At 40.1% G+C, this 20,026-nt stretch carries 25 protein-coding genes and 1 pseudogene; 10 read left to right on the top strand and 16 right to left on the bottom strand.

Annotation, left to right across the window (positions count from 1 at the left end):
- Nucleotides 1-23 precede the first annotated feature (23 nt).
- Nucleotides 24-869, top strand: a complete 846-nt coding sequence (locus C6347_RS01325) for an AraC family transcriptional regulator (RefSeq protein WP_034660412.1) — start codon at nt 24-26, stop codon at nt 867-869.
- A gap of 35 nt (nt 870-904) precedes the next feature.
- On the opposite strand, the gene C6347_RS01320 is transcribed toward C6347_RS01325, so the two are convergent.
- Both C6347_RS01320 and C6347_RS01315 read right to left on the bottom strand, forming a co-directional pair.
- On the bottom strand, nt 905-1,162 hold the full coding sequence (locus tag C6347_RS01320) for a hypothetical protein (protein ID WP_003215318.1): 258 nt from the start codon (nt 1,160-1,162) through the stop codon (nt 905-907).
- 27 nt (nt 1,163-1,189) lie between these two features.
- A complete protein-coding gene (locus C6347_RS01315) occupies nt 1,190-1,573 on the bottom strand; it encodes a GtrA family protein (protein WP_012011676.1) in 384 nt (127 codons plus the stop codon).
- 456 nt (nt 1,574-2,029) lie between these two features.
- Between C6347_RS01315 and C6347_RS01310 the strand changes: the two genes are divergently transcribed.
- The 3 genes from C6347_RS01310 (at nt 2,030) to C6347_RS01300 (ending at nt 3,822) form a co-directional block, all read left to right on the top strand.
- Nucleotides 2,030-2,170, top strand: a complete 141-nt coding sequence (locus C6347_RS01310) for an anti-repressor SinI family protein (RefSeq protein WP_008345506.1) — start codon at nt 2,030-2,032, stop codon at nt 2,168-2,170.
- A gap of 301 nt (nt 2,171-2,471) precedes the next feature.
- On the top strand, nt 2,472-3,161 hold the full coding sequence (locus tag C6347_RS01305) for a class I SAM-dependent methyltransferase (protein ID WP_034660413.1): 690 nt from the start codon (nt 2,472-2,474) through the stop codon (nt 3,159-3,161).
- Nucleotides 3,154-3,822 (top strand): glycosyltransferase family protein, encoded by a 669-nt coding sequence (locus C6347_RS01300; RefSeq protein ID WP_106071315.1) that lies wholly within the window; start codon nt 3,154-3,156, stop codon nt 3,820-3,822. Before C6347_RS01305 ends, C6347_RS01300 begins: the two co-directional genes overlap by 8 nt.
- A 140-nt stretch (nt 3,823-3,962) precedes the next feature.
- Here the strand turns inward: C6347_RS01300 and C6347_RS19375 are convergent.
- The 4 genes and pseudogenes from C6347_RS19375 to C6347_RS19130 all read right to left on the bottom strand — a co-directional run.
- Nucleotides 3,963-4,112: pseudogene (locus tag C6347_RS19375) on the bottom strand (transposase); the annotation flags it as partial.
- 125 nt (nt 4,113-4,237) lie between these two features.
- Nucleotides 4,238-4,522, bottom strand: coding sequence for a hypothetical protein (locus C6347_RS01295; protein WP_017360144.1), 285 nt, complete (start codon nt 4,520-4,522; stop codon nt 4,238-4,240).
- Complete coding sequence (locus C6347_RS01290) at nt 4,512-5,639, bottom strand: Rap family tetratricopeptide repeat protein (RefSeq protein WP_106071314.1); 1,128 nt, start codon at nt 5,637-5,639, stop codon at nt 4,512-4,514. Before C6347_RS01290 ends, C6347_RS01295 begins: the two co-directional genes overlap by 11 nt.
- A 330-nt stretch (nt 5,640-5,969) precedes the next feature.
- On the bottom strand, nt 5,970-6,137 hold the full coding sequence (locus C6347_RS19130) for a hypothetical protein (RefSeq protein ID WP_155758699.1): 168 nt from the start codon (nt 6,135-6,137) through the stop codon (nt 5,970-5,972).
- A gap of 637 nt (nt 6,138-6,774) precedes the next feature.
- Between C6347_RS19130 and C6347_RS01280 the strand changes: the two genes are divergently transcribed.
- The gene (locus C6347_RS01280; protein ID WP_142394280.1) at nt 6,775-7,323 is read left to right on the top strand and encodes a hypothetical protein; all 549 of its coding nucleotides are present in this window, start codon (nt 6,775-6,777) and stop codon (nt 7,321-7,323) included.
- 466 nt (nt 7,324-7,789) lie between these two features.
- Here the strand turns inward: C6347_RS01280 and C6347_RS01275 are convergent, their stop codons facing one another.
- Together C6347_RS01275 and C6347_RS01270 are read right to left on the bottom strand one after the other, a co-directional pair.
- Nucleotides 7,790-8,167 carry a hypothetical protein gene (locus C6347_RS01275; protein ID WP_106030652.1) on the bottom strand — a complete coding sequence of 126 codons (378 nt, stop codon included), beginning with the start codon at nt 8,165-8,167 and terminating at the stop codon, nt 7,790-7,792.
- A gap of 177 nt (nt 8,168-8,344) precedes the next feature.
- Nucleotides 8,345-9,133, bottom strand: a complete 789-nt coding sequence (locus C6347_RS01270; protein WP_106030653.1) for a YkgJ family cysteine cluster protein — start codon at nt 9,131-9,133, stop codon at nt 8,345-8,347.
- 353 nt (nt 9,134-9,486) lie between these two features.
- On the opposite strand from C6347_RS01270, the gene C6347_RS01265 reads away from it, so the two are divergent.
- Nucleotides 9,487-9,801 carry a DUF485 domain-containing protein gene (locus tag C6347_RS01265; RefSeq protein WP_034660734.1) on the top strand — a complete coding sequence of 105 codons (315 nt, stop codon included), beginning with the start codon at nt 9,487-9,489 and terminating at the stop codon, nt 9,799-9,801.
- A complete protein-coding gene (locus tag C6347_RS01260) occupies nt 9,798-11,339 on the top strand; it encodes a solute symporter family protein (protein ID WP_034660414.1) in 1,542 nt (513 codons plus the stop codon). Before C6347_RS01265 ends, C6347_RS01260 begins: the two co-directional genes overlap by 4 nt.
- Nucleotides 11,340-11,365: 26 nt before the next feature.
- On the opposite strand, the gene C6347_RS01255 is transcribed toward C6347_RS01260, so the two are convergent.
- The 4 genes from C6347_RS01255 to cidR all read right to left on the bottom strand — a co-directional run bounded on the left by C6347_RS01255 (nt 11,366) and on the right by cidR (nt 14,259).
- Entirely contained in the window at nt 11,366-11,740 is a 375-nt protein-coding gene (locus C6347_RS01255) for a nuclear transport factor 2 family protein (RefSeq protein ID WP_060597556.1), read from the bottom strand.
- A gap of 134 nt (nt 11,741-11,874) precedes the next feature.
- Nucleotides 11,875-12,543 carry a thiamine phosphate synthase gene (gene thiE / locus C6347_RS01250; protein ID WP_106071312.1) on the bottom strand — a complete coding sequence of 223 codons (669 nt, stop codon included), beginning with the start codon at nt 12,541-12,543 and terminating at the stop codon, nt 11,875-11,877.
- A complete protein-coding gene (gene thiM / locus C6347_RS01245; protein ID WP_066031557.1) occupies nt 12,530-13,354 on the bottom strand; it encodes a hydroxyethylthiazole kinase in 825 nt (274 codons plus the stop codon). The genes thiE and thiM overlap by 14 nt, the downstream gene beginning before the upstream one ends.
- Nucleotides 13,355-13,371: 17 nt before the next feature.
- Nucleotides 13,372-14,259: a cidABC operon transcriptional activator CidR gene (gene cidR, locus C6347_RS01240; protein WP_106071311.1), complete on the bottom strand. Its 888-nt coding sequence runs from the start codon at nt 14,257-14,259 to the stop codon at nt 13,372-13,374.
- A 165-nt stretch (nt 14,260-14,424) separates the two neighbouring features.
- Between cidR and C6347_RS01235 the strand changes: the two genes are divergently transcribed.
- Nucleotides 14,425-14,808: a CidA/LrgA family holin-like protein gene (locus C6347_RS01235; RefSeq protein WP_012011691.1), complete on the top strand. Its 384-nt coding sequence runs from the start codon at nt 14,425-14,427 to the stop codon at nt 14,806-14,808.
- Nucleotides 14,802-15,482, top strand: coding sequence for a CidB/LrgB family autolysis modulator (locus C6347_RS01230; protein ID WP_034660418.1), 681 nt, complete (start codon nt 14,802-14,804; stop codon nt 15,480-15,482). The genes C6347_RS01235 and C6347_RS01230 overlap by 7 nt, the downstream gene beginning before the upstream one ends.
- Nucleotides 15,483-15,517: 35 nt before the next feature.
- Here the strand turns inward: C6347_RS01230 and C6347_RS01225 are convergent, their stop codons facing one another.
- A complete protein-coding gene (locus C6347_RS01225; RefSeq protein ID WP_106071310.1) occupies nt 15,518-16,699 on the bottom strand; it encodes a class I SAM-dependent rRNA methyltransferase in 1,182 nt (393 codons plus the stop codon).
- 118 nt (nt 16,700-16,817) lie between these two features.
- Between C6347_RS01225 and C6347_RS01220 the strand changes: the two genes are divergently transcribed.
- Nucleotides 16,818-17,201, top strand: coding sequence for a glyoxalase GlxA (locus C6347_RS01220; protein ID WP_034660421.1), 384 nt, complete (start codon nt 16,818-16,820; stop codon nt 17,199-17,201).
- Between the two features lie 110 nt (nt 17,202-17,311).
- Here C6347_RS01220 and C6347_RS01215 read toward each other — a convergent pair whose 3' ends face one another.
- The 3 genes from C6347_RS01215 to C6347_RS01205 all read right to left on the bottom strand — a co-directional run bounded on the left by C6347_RS01215 (nt 17,312) and on the right by C6347_RS01205 (nt 19,515).
- A complete protein-coding gene (locus tag C6347_RS01215) occupies nt 17,312-18,040 on the bottom strand; it encodes an amino acid ABC transporter ATP-binding protein (RefSeq protein ID WP_060597561.1) in 729 nt (242 codons plus the stop codon).
- Nucleotides 18,037-18,681, bottom strand: a complete 645-nt coding sequence (locus C6347_RS01210) for an amino acid ABC transporter permease (RefSeq protein ID WP_003215015.1) — start codon at nt 18,679-18,681, stop codon at nt 18,037-18,039. Before C6347_RS01210 ends, C6347_RS01215 begins: the two co-directional genes overlap by 4 nt.
- A gap of 69 nt (nt 18,682-18,750) precedes the next feature.
- Complete coding sequence (locus C6347_RS01205) at nt 18,751-19,515, bottom strand: transporter substrate-binding domain-containing protein (RefSeq protein WP_034660424.1); 765 nt, start codon at nt 19,513-19,515, stop codon at nt 18,751-18,753.
- Between the last annotated feature and the right edge of the window lie 511 nt (nt 19,516-20,026).

The following is a 20,026-nucleotide window of genomic DNA, read 5'->3' as shown; positions in this document are numbered from 1 at the left end:
TGCTGCGAAGGAGGATTTCCAATTTGAAGAAGGAAGCATTTGCATTTCGTTTTCACCATTCTGATGTGACATTGCCGGCGCAAATATGGTCTGTTGGCTGGGAAGTACAATCATCTTCGTTATATAGCTGGAATGGCGTGGAGCGGAAAGATCAAGGCAAGTGCATCTTTCAGCTCACACTGTCTGGACATGGCATGATTGAAATCGGAGAGAAACGTTTCAAAGTGTTGCCGGGTCAGGCCTTTCTCGTGAAAAGCCCAAGTGCCTATCAATATTATTTTCCAGAGGACAGTGAGCATTGGGAATTCCTTTATTTAACGCTTTACGGGGAAGCCTGCGATCTTTGCTTTGACCAATTTATTGACCAAGGAAAGCAGGTCATGCGTTTTCATCCAAATTCCAGACCGATCCGCCTGCTCAAGAACATTTATGATGAAGCCAGTGAAAGACGGATTACCAATCCATTTGAGGGGTCTAGCCTTGCTTATCAATTTGTCATGGAACTATATTCATATTTGCCAAAGCTTGAGGGACAAATGGAGAAATGGCCCGAGCCCATCGTTCAAGCTGCCTTGTTTGCCAGCCATCATTTTCACGAGGAAATTGGCCCGGACGATATGGCAGCTGCGGCACGTTTATCCAAAAGTCATTTTACGAGGGAATTCAAAAAGGCCACTGGCTTCACACCTATTCACTATCTAACCAATATCCGGTTAGAAAAGGCGGAAACGTTACTGAAAACAACAAAATACTCGATTGAAGAAATCGCCATACAGTGCGGCTACCGAAATGCGAATTACTTGAATAAAGTCTTTCGAAAGAAAATCGGCATGTCTCCAAAGCAACTGCGGGAAACAAGCGATGCATAATAAAAAGCAGCCGCTTTCACAATTGGCTGCTTCTTTTACGCTTTCGTCAGGTCAACATGAATTCTCCCTTGTCTTAAAACAATGGTCATTTGCGTGTCAGGTGTCATTAAGTTTTCTAAAATGTCCGTTGCCGTTTGAAGCGCAATGTCCATTCGGTTGATCTTTTCCTTTTCTTGTTCCGAAAACGCTTCTGGATGTGCGGTCATTTCTTTGACTAGCCTCAGCACTTGTTCATGCTGCTTTTCTGTTTGCTGATATATGACATCATATAATTCGTCTGGCCTGCTGCTCATTTCACATCACCTATCTTTTTTCATGTGTTAAATCGCATCTTCTTTTGTTTTCTTGAAGACGAACCATTTACTGGCGACATAATTCACGACCACAATCACAAAGTTGACAAGAATTTTTGCGACGGTTTCATTGAGCGCCATTTGGCTCACAAATAAAATCATCAGCCCCAGATCTACACCTAGAGACATGAGACGAACACTAAAAAATGAAGAAAGCTCACGCATAAGGCTTTTCGTATCACGAGCCTTTTGCTTGAAGACATACTTCTTATTGGTGATATAAGCAAAGAGAACAGCAAATACCCATGAAACAACTGTAGCTGTTTTATAATCCATGGAAAACATCTCAACGAATAAGTAGAAGCTGACTATGTTGACAATGGTTGTACACACACCCATCACAAGATACATGACAACTTCTTGATACTTTTGAAAAAGGCTATACATGTCTTTCTTCATTCCTTCTTGGTGGTTTCTGTTTCTTTTAGAATACCATCTTGAGAAGAACTTCCCAAACGAACAATATGTACGTCCTGCACAGATGAAATTTGTTCTACTTGATGGCAAATGTCAACCTAATTGGTTTATATAAGCCAAACGTTTTAGGTCTTTTTCATTATTTTAATTTATAATCTTTTAACTGACTTTACAATTGTTTATTATTAGAAGTAAGAAATCAATATTTATGGGTTTTTTAGTCATTTTTTTAGGAACGTGGTAGGTGATAGATTTTACAAAATAGGTTAAATGTCATCATTTTTCGACAAAATCTATTTTGCGCTGTTTTCATCCACACGTACAGTTACTAGACGGTTTGTTCAAGTCATTGGTTGCAGATGAATATGTCTTATTGAACTGGAGGATATTATGGATACGCAAGTGAAAAGAAGAGTTGACGAAGAGTGGGTTTATTTGATTCAGGAAGCGAAAAAAATTGGACTAGGCATCGAAGAAATACAAGCTTTTTTAACATCCAACGGTGATCAGAAGATGATAAACAAACCGTAAATCAACGCCGTTATCCTTTGTCTTTCAGACTGCTTTGGCTAAAAGTTCTGACTTGTCAATTGACCTTTTGAAAATCCTTTCATGACGATACGCTACAGTAATTGAACACCCCTTCATACCAATCCCTTCCACTCATGGGGTTCTGTCTTTCTATATTAGGAGGACAGTCCGTTTCCCGTTCTTTATATGATCCCTTTATAGCCGCTATTCATGAAAATTGTCATTCTCACGTTATAAAACCAAGCTCCCCACCCATATATTAAGCATGAAAACAATGAGAAAGCAGAAAGGTGGGTAGAGCGTGAGTTCAGATTCCCTTTCCTATTATCACCAAAAAAAGGATCAGTATTATCATGGCGTGAACCCGGTCATTGTCAGCCGTATTCGTGAGGAATGGACGTCTTTATTGGATATCGGATGCGGCACAGGCAAACTTGGAAAAGTCCTGAAACAAAAGGGCCGGACCATTTATGGAATTGAATCGTTTGAGGATGCAGCAAAAGAGGCTGAGCAAGAGCTAGATCATGTGCTATGCGGAAATATTGAACAGATGACTCTCCCTTACGAACATGAACACTTTGACTGCATCATTTTCGGAGATGTCCTTGAACATTTATTGGATCCGTGGGCCGTTTTAAAGAAGGTCAAACCCTTCCTTAAAAAAGAAGGAGTCATCCTGTCATCCATTCCGAATATCGGTCACATATCAACAGTTTTAGAATTACTAGCCGGCAGATTCACTTATACAGATGCAGGATTAATGGATCAAACACATTTACGTTTCTTCACCCTTCACGAAATTCATGCACTCTTTCATTCAGCAGGCTTTCGTATTCGCGAACTCGAAACCATTCGCGTAAAGCATCCTTCCTATGCAAGCGTGATGAGTGATTTACATGAATTACTCATGAAGCATGGCATTCGTTCAGATTTTCACGAGGCCGCTACCGCCTATCAGTATGTGGTTGAGGCGGTTCAGTTTCATGAGTAACCCCACCATCCTGTTTGTTTTATGTGTAAATGATGAATCGATGTTTCAGACTTGCTTTCGGCAGCTCGCTTCACTTCCTGCTCCCCATGGATATCATGTGGAGGTTTTGCCGATTAGACATGCATCCAGTATGACCTCTGCTTATAATGAAGCGATCACCCATCCAGCTCAGTTTAAAATTTATCTTCATCAAGATACCTTGATTGTCAAACAGCATATGCTGCTTGAGCTGATCCCGCTTTTTTTACAGCATCCATCACTTGGGATGGTTGGGGTCATAGGTGCAGAAAGCGTGCCTGACAATGGGATTTGGTGGGAGAGTTCTGATTGCAGGGGGAAAGTCATTGAATATCGTCACGACACCTATCAGCTGCTTTCGTTTGAAAGTGGTCGTCAACAGGCAGAAGCGCAAGATTATATGAACGCTTCGGCGATTGATGGTCTTTTCATGGCGACGCAATATGATGTGAAGTGGCGTGAGGACCTCTTTGATGGCTTTCATTTTTATGATATTTCGCAGTCCTTTGAATTCGTCCAGCAGGGCTATGAGGTTGGCATTGCGAAACAAGAAGAGCCTTGGTGCATCCACAAATGCGGAGATCATTTTGATGCGGAAGCATATGAAAAAGCGAGACAATCATTTCTTGCAAATTATCGATAGAAAGCACCCTTTTCGGGTGACCAGAATGTAGAGAAACTCATGTTTTTCTACATTCTTTTTTATTTTCCACGTCATGATGTTAGGTACCCGATAAACATCATTTTGAACAAAATAAGTGGATCGAGAGAAGGACGACCTTATTTCTCACTATAATACGGTTTTACTTTATCTATGATAAATGAAAAATCAATGTACTGATCAATTTTACGAAGCAAGTGATCGTGTTCAACCAATTGATCTAGTCATACAAATTCAGCTTCGTGCTGAGAAGAATGTCTAATGTGGAACATGAGAAAAACACCTTCCTTTAATATGCTTTTCTCTATTATAAAATGGGGAAATGTAAATTTTAAGGGGGAAAATAAAGCTGTCGAGATTTTCTCGACAGCCTGACCCTAAAGGTCTGTTTGATTCATCAAGTAGATAATCTAGAATCACGTGTTCCAAAACGAACATCAGGATTTTCACTAGAACGGGTTCCATTCCTCACAGCAAAATCGTTATCTTGTTGAGATAAAGTTATAAGAGGAAAATCCTCAGTAGTAACGCTACTGCCTGTAGCATTCCTTACAGTCAGATCAGTGGATTCTGGAGAAGTAGCATTTCTTGAATTCACATCAAAATCGACAGATGATAAAGAGATCACACCTAGCAATGCTGAAGCACTCAAAAAACCAGTAAGAACCGTTTTAAAATTCATATGAACAGTCGCCCCTTTGGATTTGTTTTCGGGCGTACATCACTTTTTCATACATTTTTACAGATTCATCCATACGCCCATTCTCATTATAGTACCGAGCCGCTTCAAGCGCTAGGTCTTCCATATATGGATAACCCCTCTCATTCTCTAATTTTTCCAACGAGCTCAAGACTTCACTTAGGTTTGCTGTTTTTAAAAATAAAATTTCCAATACCATCAGCAACGATAAAAACAGATCATTTTTTCTATTCTTCGCTTCTTCCAAGCCTCTTTTGAAAAATCTTTCACCCTCAATAAATTCCTTTTGACTCAAATGAAATAACGATAATTCATAAAAAACCAAAAGCAACTCTGTAGCATTAATAGGCTCTCCTTCTAGAATAACCTGATTAAAATAAGCTAGTGCCCTATTAAAATCACCTAATCCTTTATAACAACACCCAATATTAAATAATGACTTCACAATCATTGGCTTATTAGAAATTGCCTTAGATTTTTCTAAAGCTGACAATAAATGAGGAAGCGCCTTTTCTCTGCATTCAAAATCAATGAAATTACCTGCCATAACAGTTAGACAATTAATTTCTCGAATCATATAAAGGGAATTGCTCTTATGCGCCTTATAAGTATCATAAGAAAGACCAACGTAATACATAGACACATGTGTCTGTTTTATGTGATAAAACACTTCAGATAATTTGTAATAAAATTCCGCTCTTTCTAACTCATCCCCTACTTGCTCCAGGCGCTTTTCCGAGCGCTTATAGAACACAATAGCTCTAATAAACTCACCATTTTTGAATTCATACATGCCTTGAAAAAAATTAAAATAGTATTCAAGAATGGCTGACATCTTTTTTCCTTGTCCTTCTACAGCTTTCAAGTAATCCGATTTTTCAAGTGGTTCTTTAGAAGGCTGCACATAGTCTGTCATCAATTGATGACGAAACTCCATCAACTGAAAATAAAGAACCGCCTGTTCATCTTCTTCCATGACATCTATATCTTTTCTAACCTCTTCCCTTAGCATCTGGGCCTCTTTAACATTGAATCTTTTTATATGCTTATACCATTCATTTATTTTGATCGCTACAACTGGAGACGGTATAGACGCCATCTACAATCCCCCCCTAGAAAACCAATTTTTAATAAATGTTAGCACAAGAATTCCTAATAAAACCCTATTTATCCATTCATATGTAAAATTTTCGGCATGACGCAAACACTTTTTAAGCAAGTAGGACACAAGACATATCGGTTTTTAGATGCTATCACAGCAGTTAACGCATTTAAATCCCATATAAGCGTTCTTGAAGCATCACACTATGAAAAACCCGAGCATAAATAAAGATGCTTAGAAACGAATATGAACGCTCTTGGTGGTGTTTTTAAAATAGGCGCCTGTTTTTTAAGAAACAAAAAAACAGGCTCTTTAGCCTGTTCTTTATTATCCAGTGATGACCATATTGATGAATGGGACACTCAGTAAAAAGTAAACAACGGCAAAAACAACTTTATAACCCATCTCTTTTTCTTTATTATTCTTACGTTTTTTCATATAAACAGCAAAATAAGAAGCACCAATTAACATCATCAATACTGGTATTACAGTCATCATAAATTATCCTCCCTAATAAAAGAACCTATATTGCGGTCACCGCAACCCAAAAAGAAACTTTCCATCACATTACCAATTATCAAGAAATAAATGGTAGCATGGAAATATATCAAAGAAAGTGAGTGATTCTTATAAATCCATGTCTCCTATGCTTCTTTATGCAACCATTTTTTTGACTCTCTTATGATCCCCCAAAATAGGAACCTGTACAGAATTACAAGCAAGAAAAAAGTATAAACAAACTCAAAGGGAGAGAATGGTTCATAATCAATTATGTATGCATTAATAAACACTATTACCAAAGAAAACAATTCCATCAAAGAATCTATAAATCTGTTTTCTTTGAACACGTCCCTTGTCTTTTTGAAATTAAAGATGTCTTTAATTTCCACACTAGAAAGTCCTTTGATTAAAGCTAAACCTATCAAGTACACACCAAAAGACATCTCAAAGGAAAAACTCAACATCTGTGTGATTACACAATAAATCAAAGTGAATAAGAATAAATACATTTTATTACTCTCCTTAACCTCTAAGTATTCCACCCCAATAGAAGGAAATATCATGTATGCGTTACCCCAAAAAACAAATAGGAGTGGTACGTATGTTTTAAAAATTTCTAGTAGTGTTATGTGTGCTTACTATTACATTTGGTTTCTCTTCTCCAATGATTAGTCATGCCAGTCAAGGTAATAATGAGACCCCTCCAGTCAGTGTAGATAAAAAACAATTGGAATTAGCAGAGAAACTATCTAATTACTTCGAATTAGATAAGGATGGAAATATTCATTTTACAGCTGATAAAGAAACCCTTATGGAAATGGGAATTTCAGAACACGACAGTCTACTAATGACTTCAATGAAATCAGAAGAATTTAGCTTTGAAGAGAATGAGAAAAAAGGTGACATGCAGACTTTAGGTTTTGTAGGTTTACACCTCAAATTAGGACCGAAAGTTAGAAGCATGAATGCCATAGTAGCAGGTGGATTTGCAGCCGGATATATCGGTTGGTACACAAGTCGAATTGCTGCTGCCGGACCATGGGGTGCTGGAGCAGCTGCGGCTATTACTGCTGGAACTTCTGGTGCTGTTGCATGGGCAGTTAAAAACAAATATAAGAAAGTTGATGTAGGCGTAAATATTATGTTTGTTAATTTAGCATATACTGTAAAAATACCTTAAAAATAACTGTTAAGCAACAATAAATAAAAAAAGCAGGCTCCAGTAAGAGCCTGCTTACTCTTAATATAAGACTTCAACACAAAATTTTTGAAATTCCTGAAAATATTTTGGTTCTGCATTAATTAGTGGTAAGCGTATAGAAAGTGTTGCAGCGTGCAGACGATCGGTAAGCCCTCACATTCTTCTCCTAGTAAAACAACCCTTTTTACATAAAAAAGAAGCCATTAACGGCTTCTTATGTTGATTTTCACTTTTCCACTATTTTATATCCGAAATCTATAAGGCACAGTTGAAAACCTCTCTGGAATGAATTTTTATCATCTTTATCTAACATACCATCCTTGTATGTTTCAATAAAGATTATAGCGCGCGACTATTCCATTTCGGGTATGCCGGCGTGTACCGGTACTAATTTATATTCCATAATACGATTTTCTCCTTGATCCTCGACTTCAAAATACCCTTTTTATAAAGCTATTTCAATTACGGCCACATCTTCACCATTGGACTTTGTTATGAAAGAAACCTCTTCTTCTGGAATTCCCACATTTATTAAAAATGACTGAAAAGCGTGGCTGCCTTCGCCGTTATAATTACTGGCTAAACCTTGGTAAATAAATAATTTATAGGCAACAGTCTCCACATACGTATAATATCTCACTTTTTGACCATTTCTAAAATGCGTAATACGTGTGACCTTTCCTAATGTCGGCAACAATGCTAAAGCAAAGTCTAAAGTCGGTTGGCTACTCTGTTCCTGAATAATGATTGTTGCTTCTTCCTTTTGAAATGGTGGTTTAAATTCTGTATGCTGCTCTAAATATTGTTCTTTAATAATTGCCATGTCTAAATCCTCCTTTAAGTTTCATGTTAAAATAACGAATTTCAGTTTTTTGTTGTGTGGAGAGAATGCGAACAAAACAGCTGCCCTGGAAGATCCAAAATGAGCTAAAACACGAATGAAAAAGTGTGGCCAACTATACAAGCGAAACGATTTCACGAATATTGTCTTTTATCTCGTTTAAATCAGATTAAATCCTTTTAAAGTGTATAAGTTTGCCTGTTCAAGTGACTGATTAAAATTGATTGGGCTATCATAATGATTATACTGCGCTTCTTTTTTTCCGGTCCGATCGAAGAAAATCTTAAACCAGTAATAGATCGGATAGGGCCTTTGTTGAATTGTACTTCCGTCTGGCAAACGTAAATGTACATATTCAACAGTCTCTGCCGTTTCATCTTCAACATTAGGAGTCATTGCAGCGTGTTCCACAGAATCAGGTATATACTCGCATATCTCAACACGAGTATCTTGATTGATGCTATGATGAGTCGAACCAAAAGAACGGCAAATCAGAGGGCGAGAATCGTAAATTGAACATGATTTTGTTTCTGGATCAAGTAGTGGACAAGGAAAGCTATTCCGTCCAACTGCCATGTGCTTCTTCATTTGTTCAACAATTATTGTGCCATCGTTCGTTGTATATATCTCCAAATTTCTCCATGTGTCAGGTCTTTCATTTTTAATTGTTTCACACTGATCCAAAGCAGTATCATATATTTTTTCTGCTCGATCTTTGCTCCAAGTCTTCAACTCACGCATAATAAATTCAAACTCAATTTCAGTTATAGAAAAATCCTCATAGCAGCAGTTATAACACCCCTCTTGACATGGAGGAATATTACCTGTTGATTTTTGATAATCCTCTATTTTTCGTTCGTACTTTTTTTGTGTTTGGATAAGCCGTGCAGCTCTTGATTCAGGATGAATGTCACTATGACACTTTTTATATACAGAAACACGGGTCATTTCTTGAGATTGCCTTAACCATTTGCCTTTCCCCCTCTAACAACCGGATAAACCCATTAATTCCCAAACAATTTTATCATAGATTACTAAACCAGTACGAAGCAAAAAATACCGTCTTGCGCCTGCAAGACGGTCAGTAACCTTTCCATATTTCACTCTTCCAAGGCCGATATTTCATATAATAGAATGCTTGCCCCTTCTCGACTTAACACAATACCTCAAGATAAAGTCATGTTTTGATCAGGCTCAGCACCCTTTTCGGGTGCCTTTTTTATGATATACTGTCATAAACAACCAGATCGTCTCATATGCATTGGAGTACCTTGTCCCTAATTCGTACAAAGGAGGAAACAATGGCAGACAAAAAAGTTCATTATAAGAAGGTTGCCGCTTCAGAGGATTTTCGAAAACTTCTCGAGGAAAAACGCAGATTTATCGTACCGATGACGATTTTCTTTTTTCTCTTTTACTTTTCACTTCCGGTTGCTACATCCTACTTCACCTTTTTGAACACGCCGGCAATTGGCGCGATCTCATGGGCTTGGTTATTCGCCCTCACACAATTTGTCATGACTTGGGTATTATGTGGACTTTATGCGAGAAAAGCAGCTCAGTTTGACAAATATGTAAGCGCTTTAAAAACTGAATCAAGAGGTGATGACGAATGAGCATGACCGCTTTTATTTTATTCATAGCGATCGTAGGGCTCACATTGGTCATCACATATTTTGCTGCGAAAAAAACGAGCAATGCGAGCGATTTTTACACGGCAGGCGGAGGTTTGACTGGGTTTCAGAACGGCCTTGCCATCGCCGGGGACTATATGTCTGCCGCATCATTTTTAGGGATCGCTGGAATGATCGCGTTAAATGGATTTGACGGCTTTTTCTATAGCATTGGCTTTCTAGTGGCGTATCTTGTCGTTCTTTACGTTGTGGCCGAACCGCTTCGAAATCTAGGGAAATATACGATGGCCGATATGATTGCTGCACGATTTAAGCGTCCTGCCATTCGAGGGGTTGCCGCGTTTAACACAATCACAGTCTCTACTTTTTATATGATTGCACAGCTTGTTGGGGCAGGTGCATTAATCAAACTGCTTCTTGGCATTGATTACTGGATTGCTGTGCTGGTCGTAGGTGTCTTGATGACCATTTATGTCGTGTTTGGCGGCATGATCGCTACCAGCTGGGTACAGATCACAAAGGCTGTGCTTCTCATGCTTGGAACCCTGATTATTTCACTGCTTGTATTTGCAAAGTTTGATTTTAGTCTGCTGAAGATGTTTGAGGAGATGAAAACAGCGACCCCGCTCGGTGGGGCATTTCTTCACCCGGGAAATAAATATGATGTGCCTTTAGAGACACTGTCTTTGAACCTTGCTTTAGTGCTTGGGACAGCAGGTTTACCGCACATTTTGATCCGGTTTTATACGGTAAAGGATGCCATTTCTGCGCGTAAATCTGTTCTATCCGCTACGTGGATCATCGGTATTTTTTATTTAATGACGGTTTTCCTTGGCTTCGGTGCTGCTGCCTTTGTTGGAACAGAAGCGATCACAGCAGCAGATGCAGCAGGAAATATGGCCGCTCCTCTGCTCGCCCAAGCCCTTGGGGGTGATTTATTATTTGCCTTTGTTTCCGCTATTGCCTTTGCGACCATTTTGGCAGTGGTAACTGGTCTCGTCTTATCCGCAGCGTCTGCCTTTGCCCATGACTTTTATAGTCAGATCATCCGCAAAGGGAAAGCGAGTGAACGGGAACAGGTGAAGGCGGCACGCTTTGCTTCCATCGGCGTGGCCATTCTTTCCATCATTCTTGCATTATTTGCCCAATCCTTAAACGTCGCTTTTCTTGTGTCACTTGCCTTCGCCGTGGCAGCAAGTGCAAATTTACCATTGATTATCTTCACTGTCTTTTGGAAACGATTTAATTCTACGGGTGCCATTGCAGGGAGCTTAGTAGGACTGCTGAGCGCACTGATCATCGTCTCGCTCAGTCCAAGCGTCTGGGACCCATCGGGAGCAGCCATCTTTACAGGAGATCCGCTCATCCCGCTGTCGAACCCTGGAATTATCTCGATCCCACTCGGATTCCTTGCCGCTTACTTAGGCACGATATTCTCCTCTGAAAAAGCAGATGAAGACACCTTTACGGAAATTCAAGTAAAGGCACATACAGGCATGCATATGGATACTGATTCATAAGGAAAAGCCGGCAGTGAGCCGGCTTTTTAATAGCGCTGAAATAACTCTGGATTTTTCGGAACGTTTTCTAAATAAACGATCTTTCCTTTGTCGTCCAGTTCTGCAATGTCAATTCCTTCTGCTGTATAGACACGGCCATCCGAAAGTTTCCCGCAAACAGCCCAGTTCGTTTCATACTTTCCGTCTTCTCTTTTTTTCCATCCATCCCACATATGCTTGATGTCTTCATGCACGTGGAAAAACGTGTTTAAAAACTGTGTAAACGCTTGGATGCCAGGCTTCTCGGCACCATTTAAGACAATCATGACATCGTCAGAAAACAATGCTAGCAATTCATCCATTTGCTCCTGTCCTTTTCCTGCTTCATCGTAGCGGCGAAAATACGTATCGAGCACTTCCATTGTTCATTCTCCTTTATTTACCTGTCATTTCGAAAATAATCGAACAATTTAATTGTACACAATTGTTTCTCACCTGTCTATTTTCCCTGAAATCAGAAAAGACATGAATTGAGTCAATCCATGTCTCCTACAGGTTAAAGAGATGCTTTTTCTAATGCAACAAGTGCTTTCAATTTTTCTGCTGCTTTTTTTGGATCAGCGCTCTGGCTAATGGCGCTAATGATGCTAATACCATCTGCCCCTGCTTGGATGACTGGTGCAGCATTGTCGTATGTGATACCCCCGATGCCAACAATTGGAATATGAAGACCATGACGACGTACTTCAGTGATCAAAGATACTCCTTGGACACTGCGTGTATCCTTTTTCGTTTCTGTTGGATAAACTGGGCCCATGCCGACATAATCTGCGCCGTCCTTCATGGCTTGTTTCACTTCATCTAGGTTATGCGTAGACACACCTAATATTTTATTCCCGATCCGTTGTCTGACGTCTTCTGCATTTGTGTCTTCCTGTCCAACATGAACGCCATCTGCATTAAGGTCTATCGCTAGCTGTACATCATCATTCACAATAAAAGGAACATTTGCTTCTTGGCAAAGCACTTGAAGTTGACGAGCCAATTGTTTCTTCTCTCCTCCTTGCAAGGCTCGCTCGCCCTTTTCTCGAAATTGAAACATGGTGATTCCGCCTTGAATGGCTTCTTTTACGACATCAAGCGGCGGTCTGCTTGTATTCGATGTTCCCATAATAAAATAAACCGATAATTGCTGTTTGATTTGCTGTTGATCAGCCTTTGTCATGTGAAATTCCCCCTATTCTCCCCATAGTCACCACATCATCGCCAGTTGTGTGTGTGAGTGCATTTAACAATTCCATTTGAAACGCCCCTGGCCCTTTATCCTGAGTGTAATGAGCTGCCCTTTCAGCTGCGACACCATAAAACAGTAATGCAGCTGCTGACGCATGAATAGGCCGTTCACCCACTGCACAAAATGCCCCGATGACAGACGTCAGTAAACAGCCGGTTCCCGTCACCTTGGTGAGCCATTCATGTCCATTATGAATAGACAACACGTCCTCTCCATCTGACACCACATCGACTTTTCCTGTGATCACCACAACGGTCTGAAGTGTCCTTGCCGCTTGTTTGGCTAGTGCCGATACATCTCCGTTCGCTGCTTTCGCATCAACGCCTTTTGACTCCCAGCCATCCACTCCAAGTAAATGAGCCATTTCTGCAGCATTTCCTCTGACAACGGTCATGTTCACTTGCTCTAACAGCTGTTTTGCCGCTTTCGTTCGAAACGTTGTCGCACCGACGCCGACAGGATCTAATAGAACAGGTACACCATTTTCATTGGCAGCTTGTCCAGCCAGAACCATGGCCTCCACCGTGTCCTTTGTCAATGTGCCGATATTGAGCACAAGTGCATCCGCCAACTGCGCCATTTCAGCCACTTCTTCTTTGGCATTTGCCATGACTGGCGAAGCGCCTAAAGCAAGCAGACCATTCGCTGTAAAATTCGTCACGACTTGATTGGTGATATTATGAACGAGTGGATTTTCCGCTCGAACCCTCTCCAATAAATGAGACACGCAGCTTGTTTTCATCCGTATCGTCCTCCCTTTTACTCTGCTCCCCACACATAGGATTTAGTATGATTTAACCATTCTCTTGCCGCAAACGACAAATAGCGATCCTTTCGCCAAATGACTCCTAAATGCCACGGGATCGACGTGTTTAAGGAAATGACTTTCACCTTTTCAGGATCAAGATCACGGCAGATCCGCTCAGGCAGAAGACCAATTCCCAAGTTCTCGGCTACCATCTCACTAATGAAATCCCATTGAGACGTTTCATAAATGACATTGGGCCGGAAGCCCGCATTCATACATTCATTCAATATCCGGCTATGCAGAACAAAATCTTCTCGAAAGAAAATAAAAGACTCTTCCTTTAAATCAGCTAAATAGACCTTATCACGACCTGCCATCGGATGTGATGGATGCGTCACGAGCTTCATGTCTTCTTTAATAATGGTGTACGTATGAAAAATTTTATCATTTGCAGGCAGAACAATGACACCAATATCTAACGAACCATCTTCGACCCCTTCCTCTACTTTAATAGAGCCGTGCTCCACCAATTGAAATGTGACATCTGGATACTGCTGGCGGAATTCTCCCATGACATTCGGGAAAAAACTCGATCCAATCATCGGCGGCAGCCCGATGCGAATATGTCCTTTTTTGACATTCATTAAATCATTTAGCTCGCTCGTTAAATTCTGAAATGATTGTGTGATTTCACTCGCCTGTGTATACATCGTTTGTCCAGCATCTGTCATTTCAACCTGCCGGCCATTTCGATAAAACAACTGCACCCCCAGCTCATCCTCGAGATTTTTGACCATCTTGGAAATGGTAGGCTGCGACACATAAAGAGATTGTGATGCTTTTGTGAAGCTTTTTAACCTCGCCACTTCTAAGAAATATGTTAAATGTCTAATGTCCACATGACTCACCCTTCCTATAGACAAAAGGAATACTAACTATTCGATATATGTATTTTACCTATAACTGAACGTGCTGTACACTTTAAAGTAAGCTAATCAATTGGAACGTTGTCATGTTTTTGTGAAACAGTGAACAATTTATATAGAAAAAGGAGTGAACAGAAAGTGAAATTGCTCAAAACGCCGCTGATTGCTGTCCTTCAGATTATGGCTTTGTTTGTTTTTGCGAAATTGATGAATGTGCTCGCGGCCTTTTTGCATTTAAGAATTCCGGGCACGATTTTAGGCATTCTGGTCATTTTCTTATTACTTCATTTTAAAATTATTCAATTAAAATGGATTGAACTTGGCGCCGTATGGCTGCTTGGAGAACTGCTGCTATTCTTTATCCCGTCAGCAGTTGGTGTCATTGATTATGGAACATTGCTTTCTCAATCTGGCACAAGTATTGTCCTTGTCGTCTTACTTAGTACCTTTGTCGTCATGCTCTCGACTGGTATCATGACGCAAATGATTGCGAAAAGAAAGGAGCGAAAAAAGCTATGTTAGTTGGCGCACTATTTCTGATCTTAACGGTTCTTTTATATCTCGGATCAAAAGCGGTGTATAAACGGCATCCGAAGGTCTATGTCTCCCCATTACTTGTGACGCCGCTTGTCCTTGTCGTCTTGCTATTAATCGTCAACATTCCTTACGATGCATACAATCAAGGCGGTAAATGGCTCACGAATATGCTTCAGCCTGCGACTGTTGCTTTTGCCATTCCTTTATATAAGTATTTTCACATTCTGAAGAAGCATGCAGTGGAAATTATTTTGAATGTGGCTTGTGGTTCTGTCATTGCGATCCTATCAACAGCATTTATCGCCAAGTTGTTTCATTTGGATACAGGCCTTATTGAAAGTCTTGTCCCAAGGTCGGTCACAACACCGGTGGCGATGAGTGTGTCAGAAATGATTGGCGGCATGCCGTCCGTTACGGCTGTATTCGTCATTTTAACCGCACTGTTTGGGTCAATCATCGGTCCAATGGTCATTCGTTATTTCCGTATTGATAATGACATTGCCATGGGCGTCCTGCTTGGAACAGGTGCACACGGGGCAGGAACATCGAAGGCATTTGAAATGAGCTCCGTCTCAGGGACGATCTCAAGTGTGTCGATGATTCTTTCAGCTATTATTACATTATGTGCAGCGCCTCTCCTCATGTCGTTTGCCTTATAAAAAAGCCATTTCCTTTATCGGAAAATGGCTTTTTCTTATGCTTGGATAAAGACAACCTTTAAATAATTTCCTTCAGGATAATTCTTCGTTGTACGGAAATCCTCAGGAAGTGTATATTCTTCAAGGATACGATAGGTTTGCCCTGATTCTTTAAAGGCCTGCGCAATAAATCCTTTGAATTTCTTCATACCAAATGCACTGCTATTCGTTGATGCCACAATGACGCCGTTCTCAGCTGTGATTTGGATGGCTTCTTTTAATAGCTTCTTATAATCCTTCGCCGCACTGAATGTGTGCTTTTTCGTGCGTGCAAAGGATGGCGGGTCTAAGATGACAAGATCATAAGTCCATCCTTTTTTCGCAGCAAACGGAAAATATTTAAAGACGTCCATGACTTTCATATCCTGCCCGTCCACATCTATATCGTTGACTTCAAACTGTTCAGCTGTTTTTTTCAAACTGCGGTTTGCGACATCTACACTTGTCGTCCGGCTCGCTCCGCCAAGCGCTGCTGCCACGGAGAAAGCGCCTGTGTAAGAAAATGTATTAAGCACGCTCTTTCCTTTTGCATAACGATCTCGAATCGCTTTTCTCACATGACGTTGATCAAGAAAAATGCCTGTCATCGCACCATCATTTAAGTAAACCGCTACGTTCATGCCATTTTCTTTCACGATGAGAGGAAATTCACCTTTCTCTCCCTTCACAAAATCATCATCTTCTATATACTGTCCAGACGTATCAAATCGTTTCTTTTCATAAATGCCTTTATAGTCTGGATATACTTGCTCAAGTGCAGCCAATACTTCCGCCTTTAATGTATAGACTCCTTCGCTATACCATTGGATGAGATAGAAACCGTCATAATGATCAATCGTGAAGCCGCCAATTCCATCACCCTCTCCGTTGAACACACGGAAAGCAGTCGTCTGCGCATCACGAAATAAATGCGTTCTGCTTTTCGCTGCCTGCTCAAGCTTGGAGACAAAAAAGGCTTGGTCTATTTTTTCGTTGGCATCAAATGTGAGTACCCAGCCGATTCCTTTATTTTGTACACCATAATATCCTTTTCCTAAAAAGGCGCCTCGCTCATCCACCCATTCAATCAGCTCGCCTTCTTTCACACCGCTTACATGAGATACAGCATCTTTGGAAATGAGCGGATATCCCTTTTTCACTTGTTCTGCAAATGTTTGTTTTAATGAGATTTTTTTCATTTGTGTCATCCTTATCCTAAATTGACTCTCTCTATCCTATCATATGAATGTATACGTTACTCCTATTATGATAAGATGAGGAGAAAAATATCAACACACCATAGAGGAGGCTCTTTTTTTGACGACATTACGATTAGATCATACAGGTATTATGGTCACAAATATTGATCAGTCCATTGATTTTTATGAAAAGGTCGTGGGCATGAAATTAAAGGATCGCATCACTCATACAAACGGAGTCATTGAGCTTGCATTTCTCGGTTTTAAAGATGAGACAGAAACGGAAATTGAGCTCATCCAAGGGTACAGCAGCGACCTGCCATCTGAAGGAAAGGTCCATCATCTTGCCTTTACAACAGACAATATTCATGCTGAATTCAATCGTATTCAAAAGCTGCAAATTGAATTAATTGATGAAGAAATTACGACGTTACCAAATGGATACTGCTACTTCTTTTTCAGAGGCCCAGACCAAGAATGGATCGAATTCTTCCAGCGCTAATATTTCCTAGGAAATGGGGCCAGTTACCTTTATCATCATATAAACTGCGATATTTCTTAGGCTCCATAAAAGAAAAAGAGTAAGAGCATCCATATGCCCTTACTCTTTTTTTATAACACCTTACTAAGAAATGATTTTGTCCGCTCATGCTGCGGGTTTCCAAAGAGAGCCTCCGGTTTGTCTTCTTCGACAATATATCCGCCATCCATAAAGAGCACGCGGTCTCCTACCTCTCTCGCAAAGCCCATTTCATGTGTGACCACAATCATTGTCATGCCTTCGACGGCTAATTGTTTCATAACTGCTAATACATCCCCGACGACTTCAGGGTCAAGAGCAGATGTCGGTTCATCGAATAATAACACTTTCGGGTCCATTGCCAAGGCTCTTGCAATGGCGACACGCTGTTTTTGTCCACCAGATAATTGGTTAGGGTAGCTTTTGGCTTTGTCTTTTAAGCCGACCTTTTCAAGCAGGTCTATTGCTTTATCGACTGCCGCCTTCTTGTCGGCGCCTTTTACCTTCATCGGTGCGATCGTGATGTTTTCTAAAACGGTTTTATGAGGAAATAAATTAAAGTGCTGAAACACCATCCCCACTTCTTGTCGTACTTTATTGATATTCACCTTTGGATCTGTAATCGTATGTCCGTGGACAACGACTTCGCCAGCCGTAATATCTTCTAATTTATTGAGACATCTTAGAAACGTGCTTTTGCCTGATCCAGAAGGACCAATCACACACACTACTTCCTTTTCCTCGATGACTGCATTAATGTCCTTTAACACTTCGTGATCGCCAAAGGATTTCTTTAAATTTTTCACCGTAATCATACTCATTTGATATCAAATCTCCTTTCTGCGTAGCTAGCCAGTAGAGAAAGTAAATAAATGATCACGAAATAAATGATACCGACAATGAGCCAGACATTCAAAGGATCAAATGTTGCCGATGCTTGTACTTGTCCCCGCTGCATAATATCGGCGATTCCGATAATCGATAAGAGAGACGTGTCCTTCAAGCTGATGATGGCTTGGTTTGTAATCGCTGGAAGCATGCGGCGGAATGCCTGCGGAAGGACGATAAAGCGCATGTTTTGTCCCCCTGTAAAACCTAAGGAACGTGCAGCTTCTGTTTGTCCTTTATCAATGGACTGAATTCCTGCACGAATAATTTCTGAGAAATAAGCCCCTGCATTAATCGCTACTGTAATAATCCCTGCCGGCACTCGATCAAGCGATATGAATTCAAGTGTATTCAAACCAAAGTAAATGAAGAATAGCTGTACGATAAATGGTGTGCCTCGAATGGCATTGACAAAGACAAGTGCGATGAAGTTTAAGATTTTAAAAGGTGACAGACGGAATAATGCCACAATCAAACCGATGATAAATCCTAAAATGATGGCAACAACAAAGATATATAAAGTGGTTTGCAAACCATCCATTAAATATGGAAATGCATTAATAATCGTGTCCATGTTTCTCCCTCCCTAATTCACATACGGTGCCACATAAAGAAAGCGCGCTCGGAGCGCGCCTCGCTTGTGTTATGACTTCAAATATTTATCAATAATTTTGTCATATTCACCGTTTTTCTTTAGGTTCTCTAGACCTTTATTGATCTTTTTCAATAGGTCTTGGTTTTTCCCCTTCATCACAGAAATACCATACTGGTCTCCATTCAATCGGTCTCCAACTGTTTTCAATTTTAAATCTTGTTGTGCGATTGCATACGTAATGACAGGATAATCCTCTATTAAGGCATCTGCATTTCCGTTTGAAACTTCTTGGAACATCGATGGGCTGTCATTAAATTGAACCACTTCATACCCATATTTATCTGCGTTATCTGATGCAAATTTTGCACCTGTCGTCCCATTTTTAACAGCTAGCTTTTTCCCCTTTAAATCATCAATTGATTTGATGCTGCTGTCCTTTTTCACAACAACTGTCAGTCCAGCGTCGAAGTATGGATCTGAGAAATCTACCTTCTTCTTACGCTCATCTGTAATACTCATCCCGCCCATTCCTACATCAAGCTGGCCTGCCTGCATTGCTGGAATAATGCCTGAGAAGTCCATAGCTTCAAGTTTCACTTTGAAGTCTTGGTCTTTCGCGATTGCGTTAATCAGATCAACGTCTATTCCTTCATATTTACCGCCCTTTTCAAATTCAAACGGCGGATATGTTGTATCTATCCCTATTTTATATGTGCCTTTGCCTTCTCCCGAACCGCTGTCCGATTTTGATCCACAGGCTGCCATGACGAGCACAACAATGAGTCCCATGATCAGTAACATCGATTTTTTCATAAAACACGACCCCCTATTGTCAGTTTTGTCTAAATATTCGCAATACAAATAATACTATACCACGCTAAATCTATAGCGTGTGATATTTTTTATCAATACCAAAGATCCATACAATACTAGATCAATAGTCTCTTTAAATTTTACTTTTTTGCGAATAACTCATTTTATTCTAAAAGAAGAGTGATTCACAATCATGATGTGAGATAATCTTACGAAAAAACGAGACATCACCTTGAAAATCTCCGTTTTTTCTAACATACGAAAACAGACTCTTGAATTACCTTCTTCTCTCTATTGATATCGTAATATATTTTTTCCAAAACCCTCTTTTTACCTAAAAATATGTAAACGCATACAAAAAGATGAATGATCCCTATTTCTTTCACAACTGGTTGAATTTACATCAAAAAACATGTTTTACAAATTGCAAGAGAGCGCTTAAAATATAAGAAGATACTGAATATGGAAAGTGAATTCAGATGAATGGACATCGAACTAGATGGATAGATGA

Source organism: Bacillus sp. NMTD17, assembly GCF_002998735.1.
In the GTDB taxonomy this organism is placed as follows: Bacteria; Bacillota; Bacilli; order Bacillales; family Bacillaceae; genus Bacillus.
Note: the sequence above shows the minus strand (reverse complement) of the source record. Positions and strands in the feature narration are given on the sequence as shown.

What these genes read in the sequence shown, in the direction of transcription:
- C6347_RS01320 (WP_003215318.1), bottom strand. Translation starts at nt 1,162, where the DNA reads ATGAGCAGCAGGCCAGACGAATTATATGATGTCATATATCAGCAAACA.
- C6347_RS01315 (WP_012011676.1), bottom strand. Translation starts at nt 1,573, where the DNA reads ATGTATCTTGTGATGGGTGTGTGTACAACCATTGTCAACATAGTCAGC.
- C6347_RS01310 (WP_008345506.1), top strand. Translation starts at nt 2,030, where the DNA reads ATGGATACGCAAGTGAAAAGAAGAGTTGACGAAGAGTGGGTTTATTTG.
- C6347_RS01300 (WP_106071315.1), top strand. Translation starts at nt 3,154, where the DNA reads ATGAGTAACCCCACCATCCTGTTTGTTTTATGTGTAAATGATGAATCG.
- C6347_RS01295 (WP_017360144.1), bottom strand. Translation starts at nt 4,522, where the DNA reads ATGAATTTTAAAACGGTTCTTACTGGTTTTTTGAGTGCTTCAGCATTG.
- C6347_RS01290 (WP_106071314.1), bottom strand. Translation starts at nt 5,639, where the DNA reads ATGGCGTCTATACCGTCTCCAGTTGTAGCGATCAAAATAAATGAATGG.
- C6347_RS19130 (WP_155758699.1), bottom strand. Translation starts at nt 6,137, where the DNA reads ATGACTGTAATACCAGTATTGATGATGTTAATTGGTGCTTCTTATTTT.
- C6347_RS01275 (WP_106030652.1), bottom strand. Translation starts at nt 8,167, where the DNA reads ATGGCAATTATTAAAGAACAATATTTAGAGCAGCATACAGAATTTAAA.
- C6347_RS01270 (WP_106030653.1), bottom strand. Translation starts at nt 9,133, where the DNA reads ATGACCCGTGTTTCTGTATATAAAAAGTGTCATAGTGACATTCATCCT.
- C6347_RS01265 (WP_034660734.1), top strand. Translation starts at nt 9,487, where the DNA reads ATGGCAGACAAAAAAGTTCATTATAAGAAGGTTGCCGCTTCAGAGGAT.
- C6347_RS01260 (WP_034660414.1), top strand. Translation starts at nt 9,798, where the DNA reads ATGAGCATGACCGCTTTTATTTTATTCATAGCGATCGTAGGGCTCACA.
- C6347_RS01255 (WP_060597556.1), bottom strand. Translation starts at nt 11,740, where the DNA reads ATGGAAGTGCTCGATACGTATTTTCGCCGCTACGATGAAGCAGGAAAA.
- thiE (WP_106071312.1), bottom strand. Translation starts at nt 12,543, where the DNA reads ATGACAAAGGCTGATCAACAGCAAATCAAACAGCAATTATCGGTTTAT.
- thiM (WP_066031557.1), bottom strand. Translation starts at nt 13,354, where the DNA reads ATGAAAACAAGCTGCGTGTCTCATTTATTGGAGAGGGTTCGAGCGGAA.
- C6347_RS01230 (WP_034660418.1), top strand. Translation starts at nt 14,802, where the DNA reads ATGTTAGTTGGCGCACTATTTCTGATCTTAACGGTTCTTTTATATCTC.
- C6347_RS01225 (WP_106071310.1), bottom strand. Translation starts at nt 16,699, where the DNA reads ATGAAAAAAATCTCATTAAAACAAACATTTGCAGAACAAGTGAAAAAG.
- C6347_RS01215 (WP_060597561.1), bottom strand. Translation starts at nt 18,040, where the DNA reads ATGAGTATGATTACGGTGAAAAATTTAAAGAAATCCTTTGGCGATCAC.
- C6347_RS01210 (WP_003215015.1), bottom strand. Translation starts at nt 18,681, where the DNA reads ATGGACACGATTATTAATGCATTTCCATATTTAATGGATGGTTTGCAA.
- C6347_RS01205 (WP_034660424.1), bottom strand. Translation starts at nt 19,515, where the DNA reads ATGAAAAAATCGATGTTACTGATCATGGGACTCATTGTTGTGCTCGTC.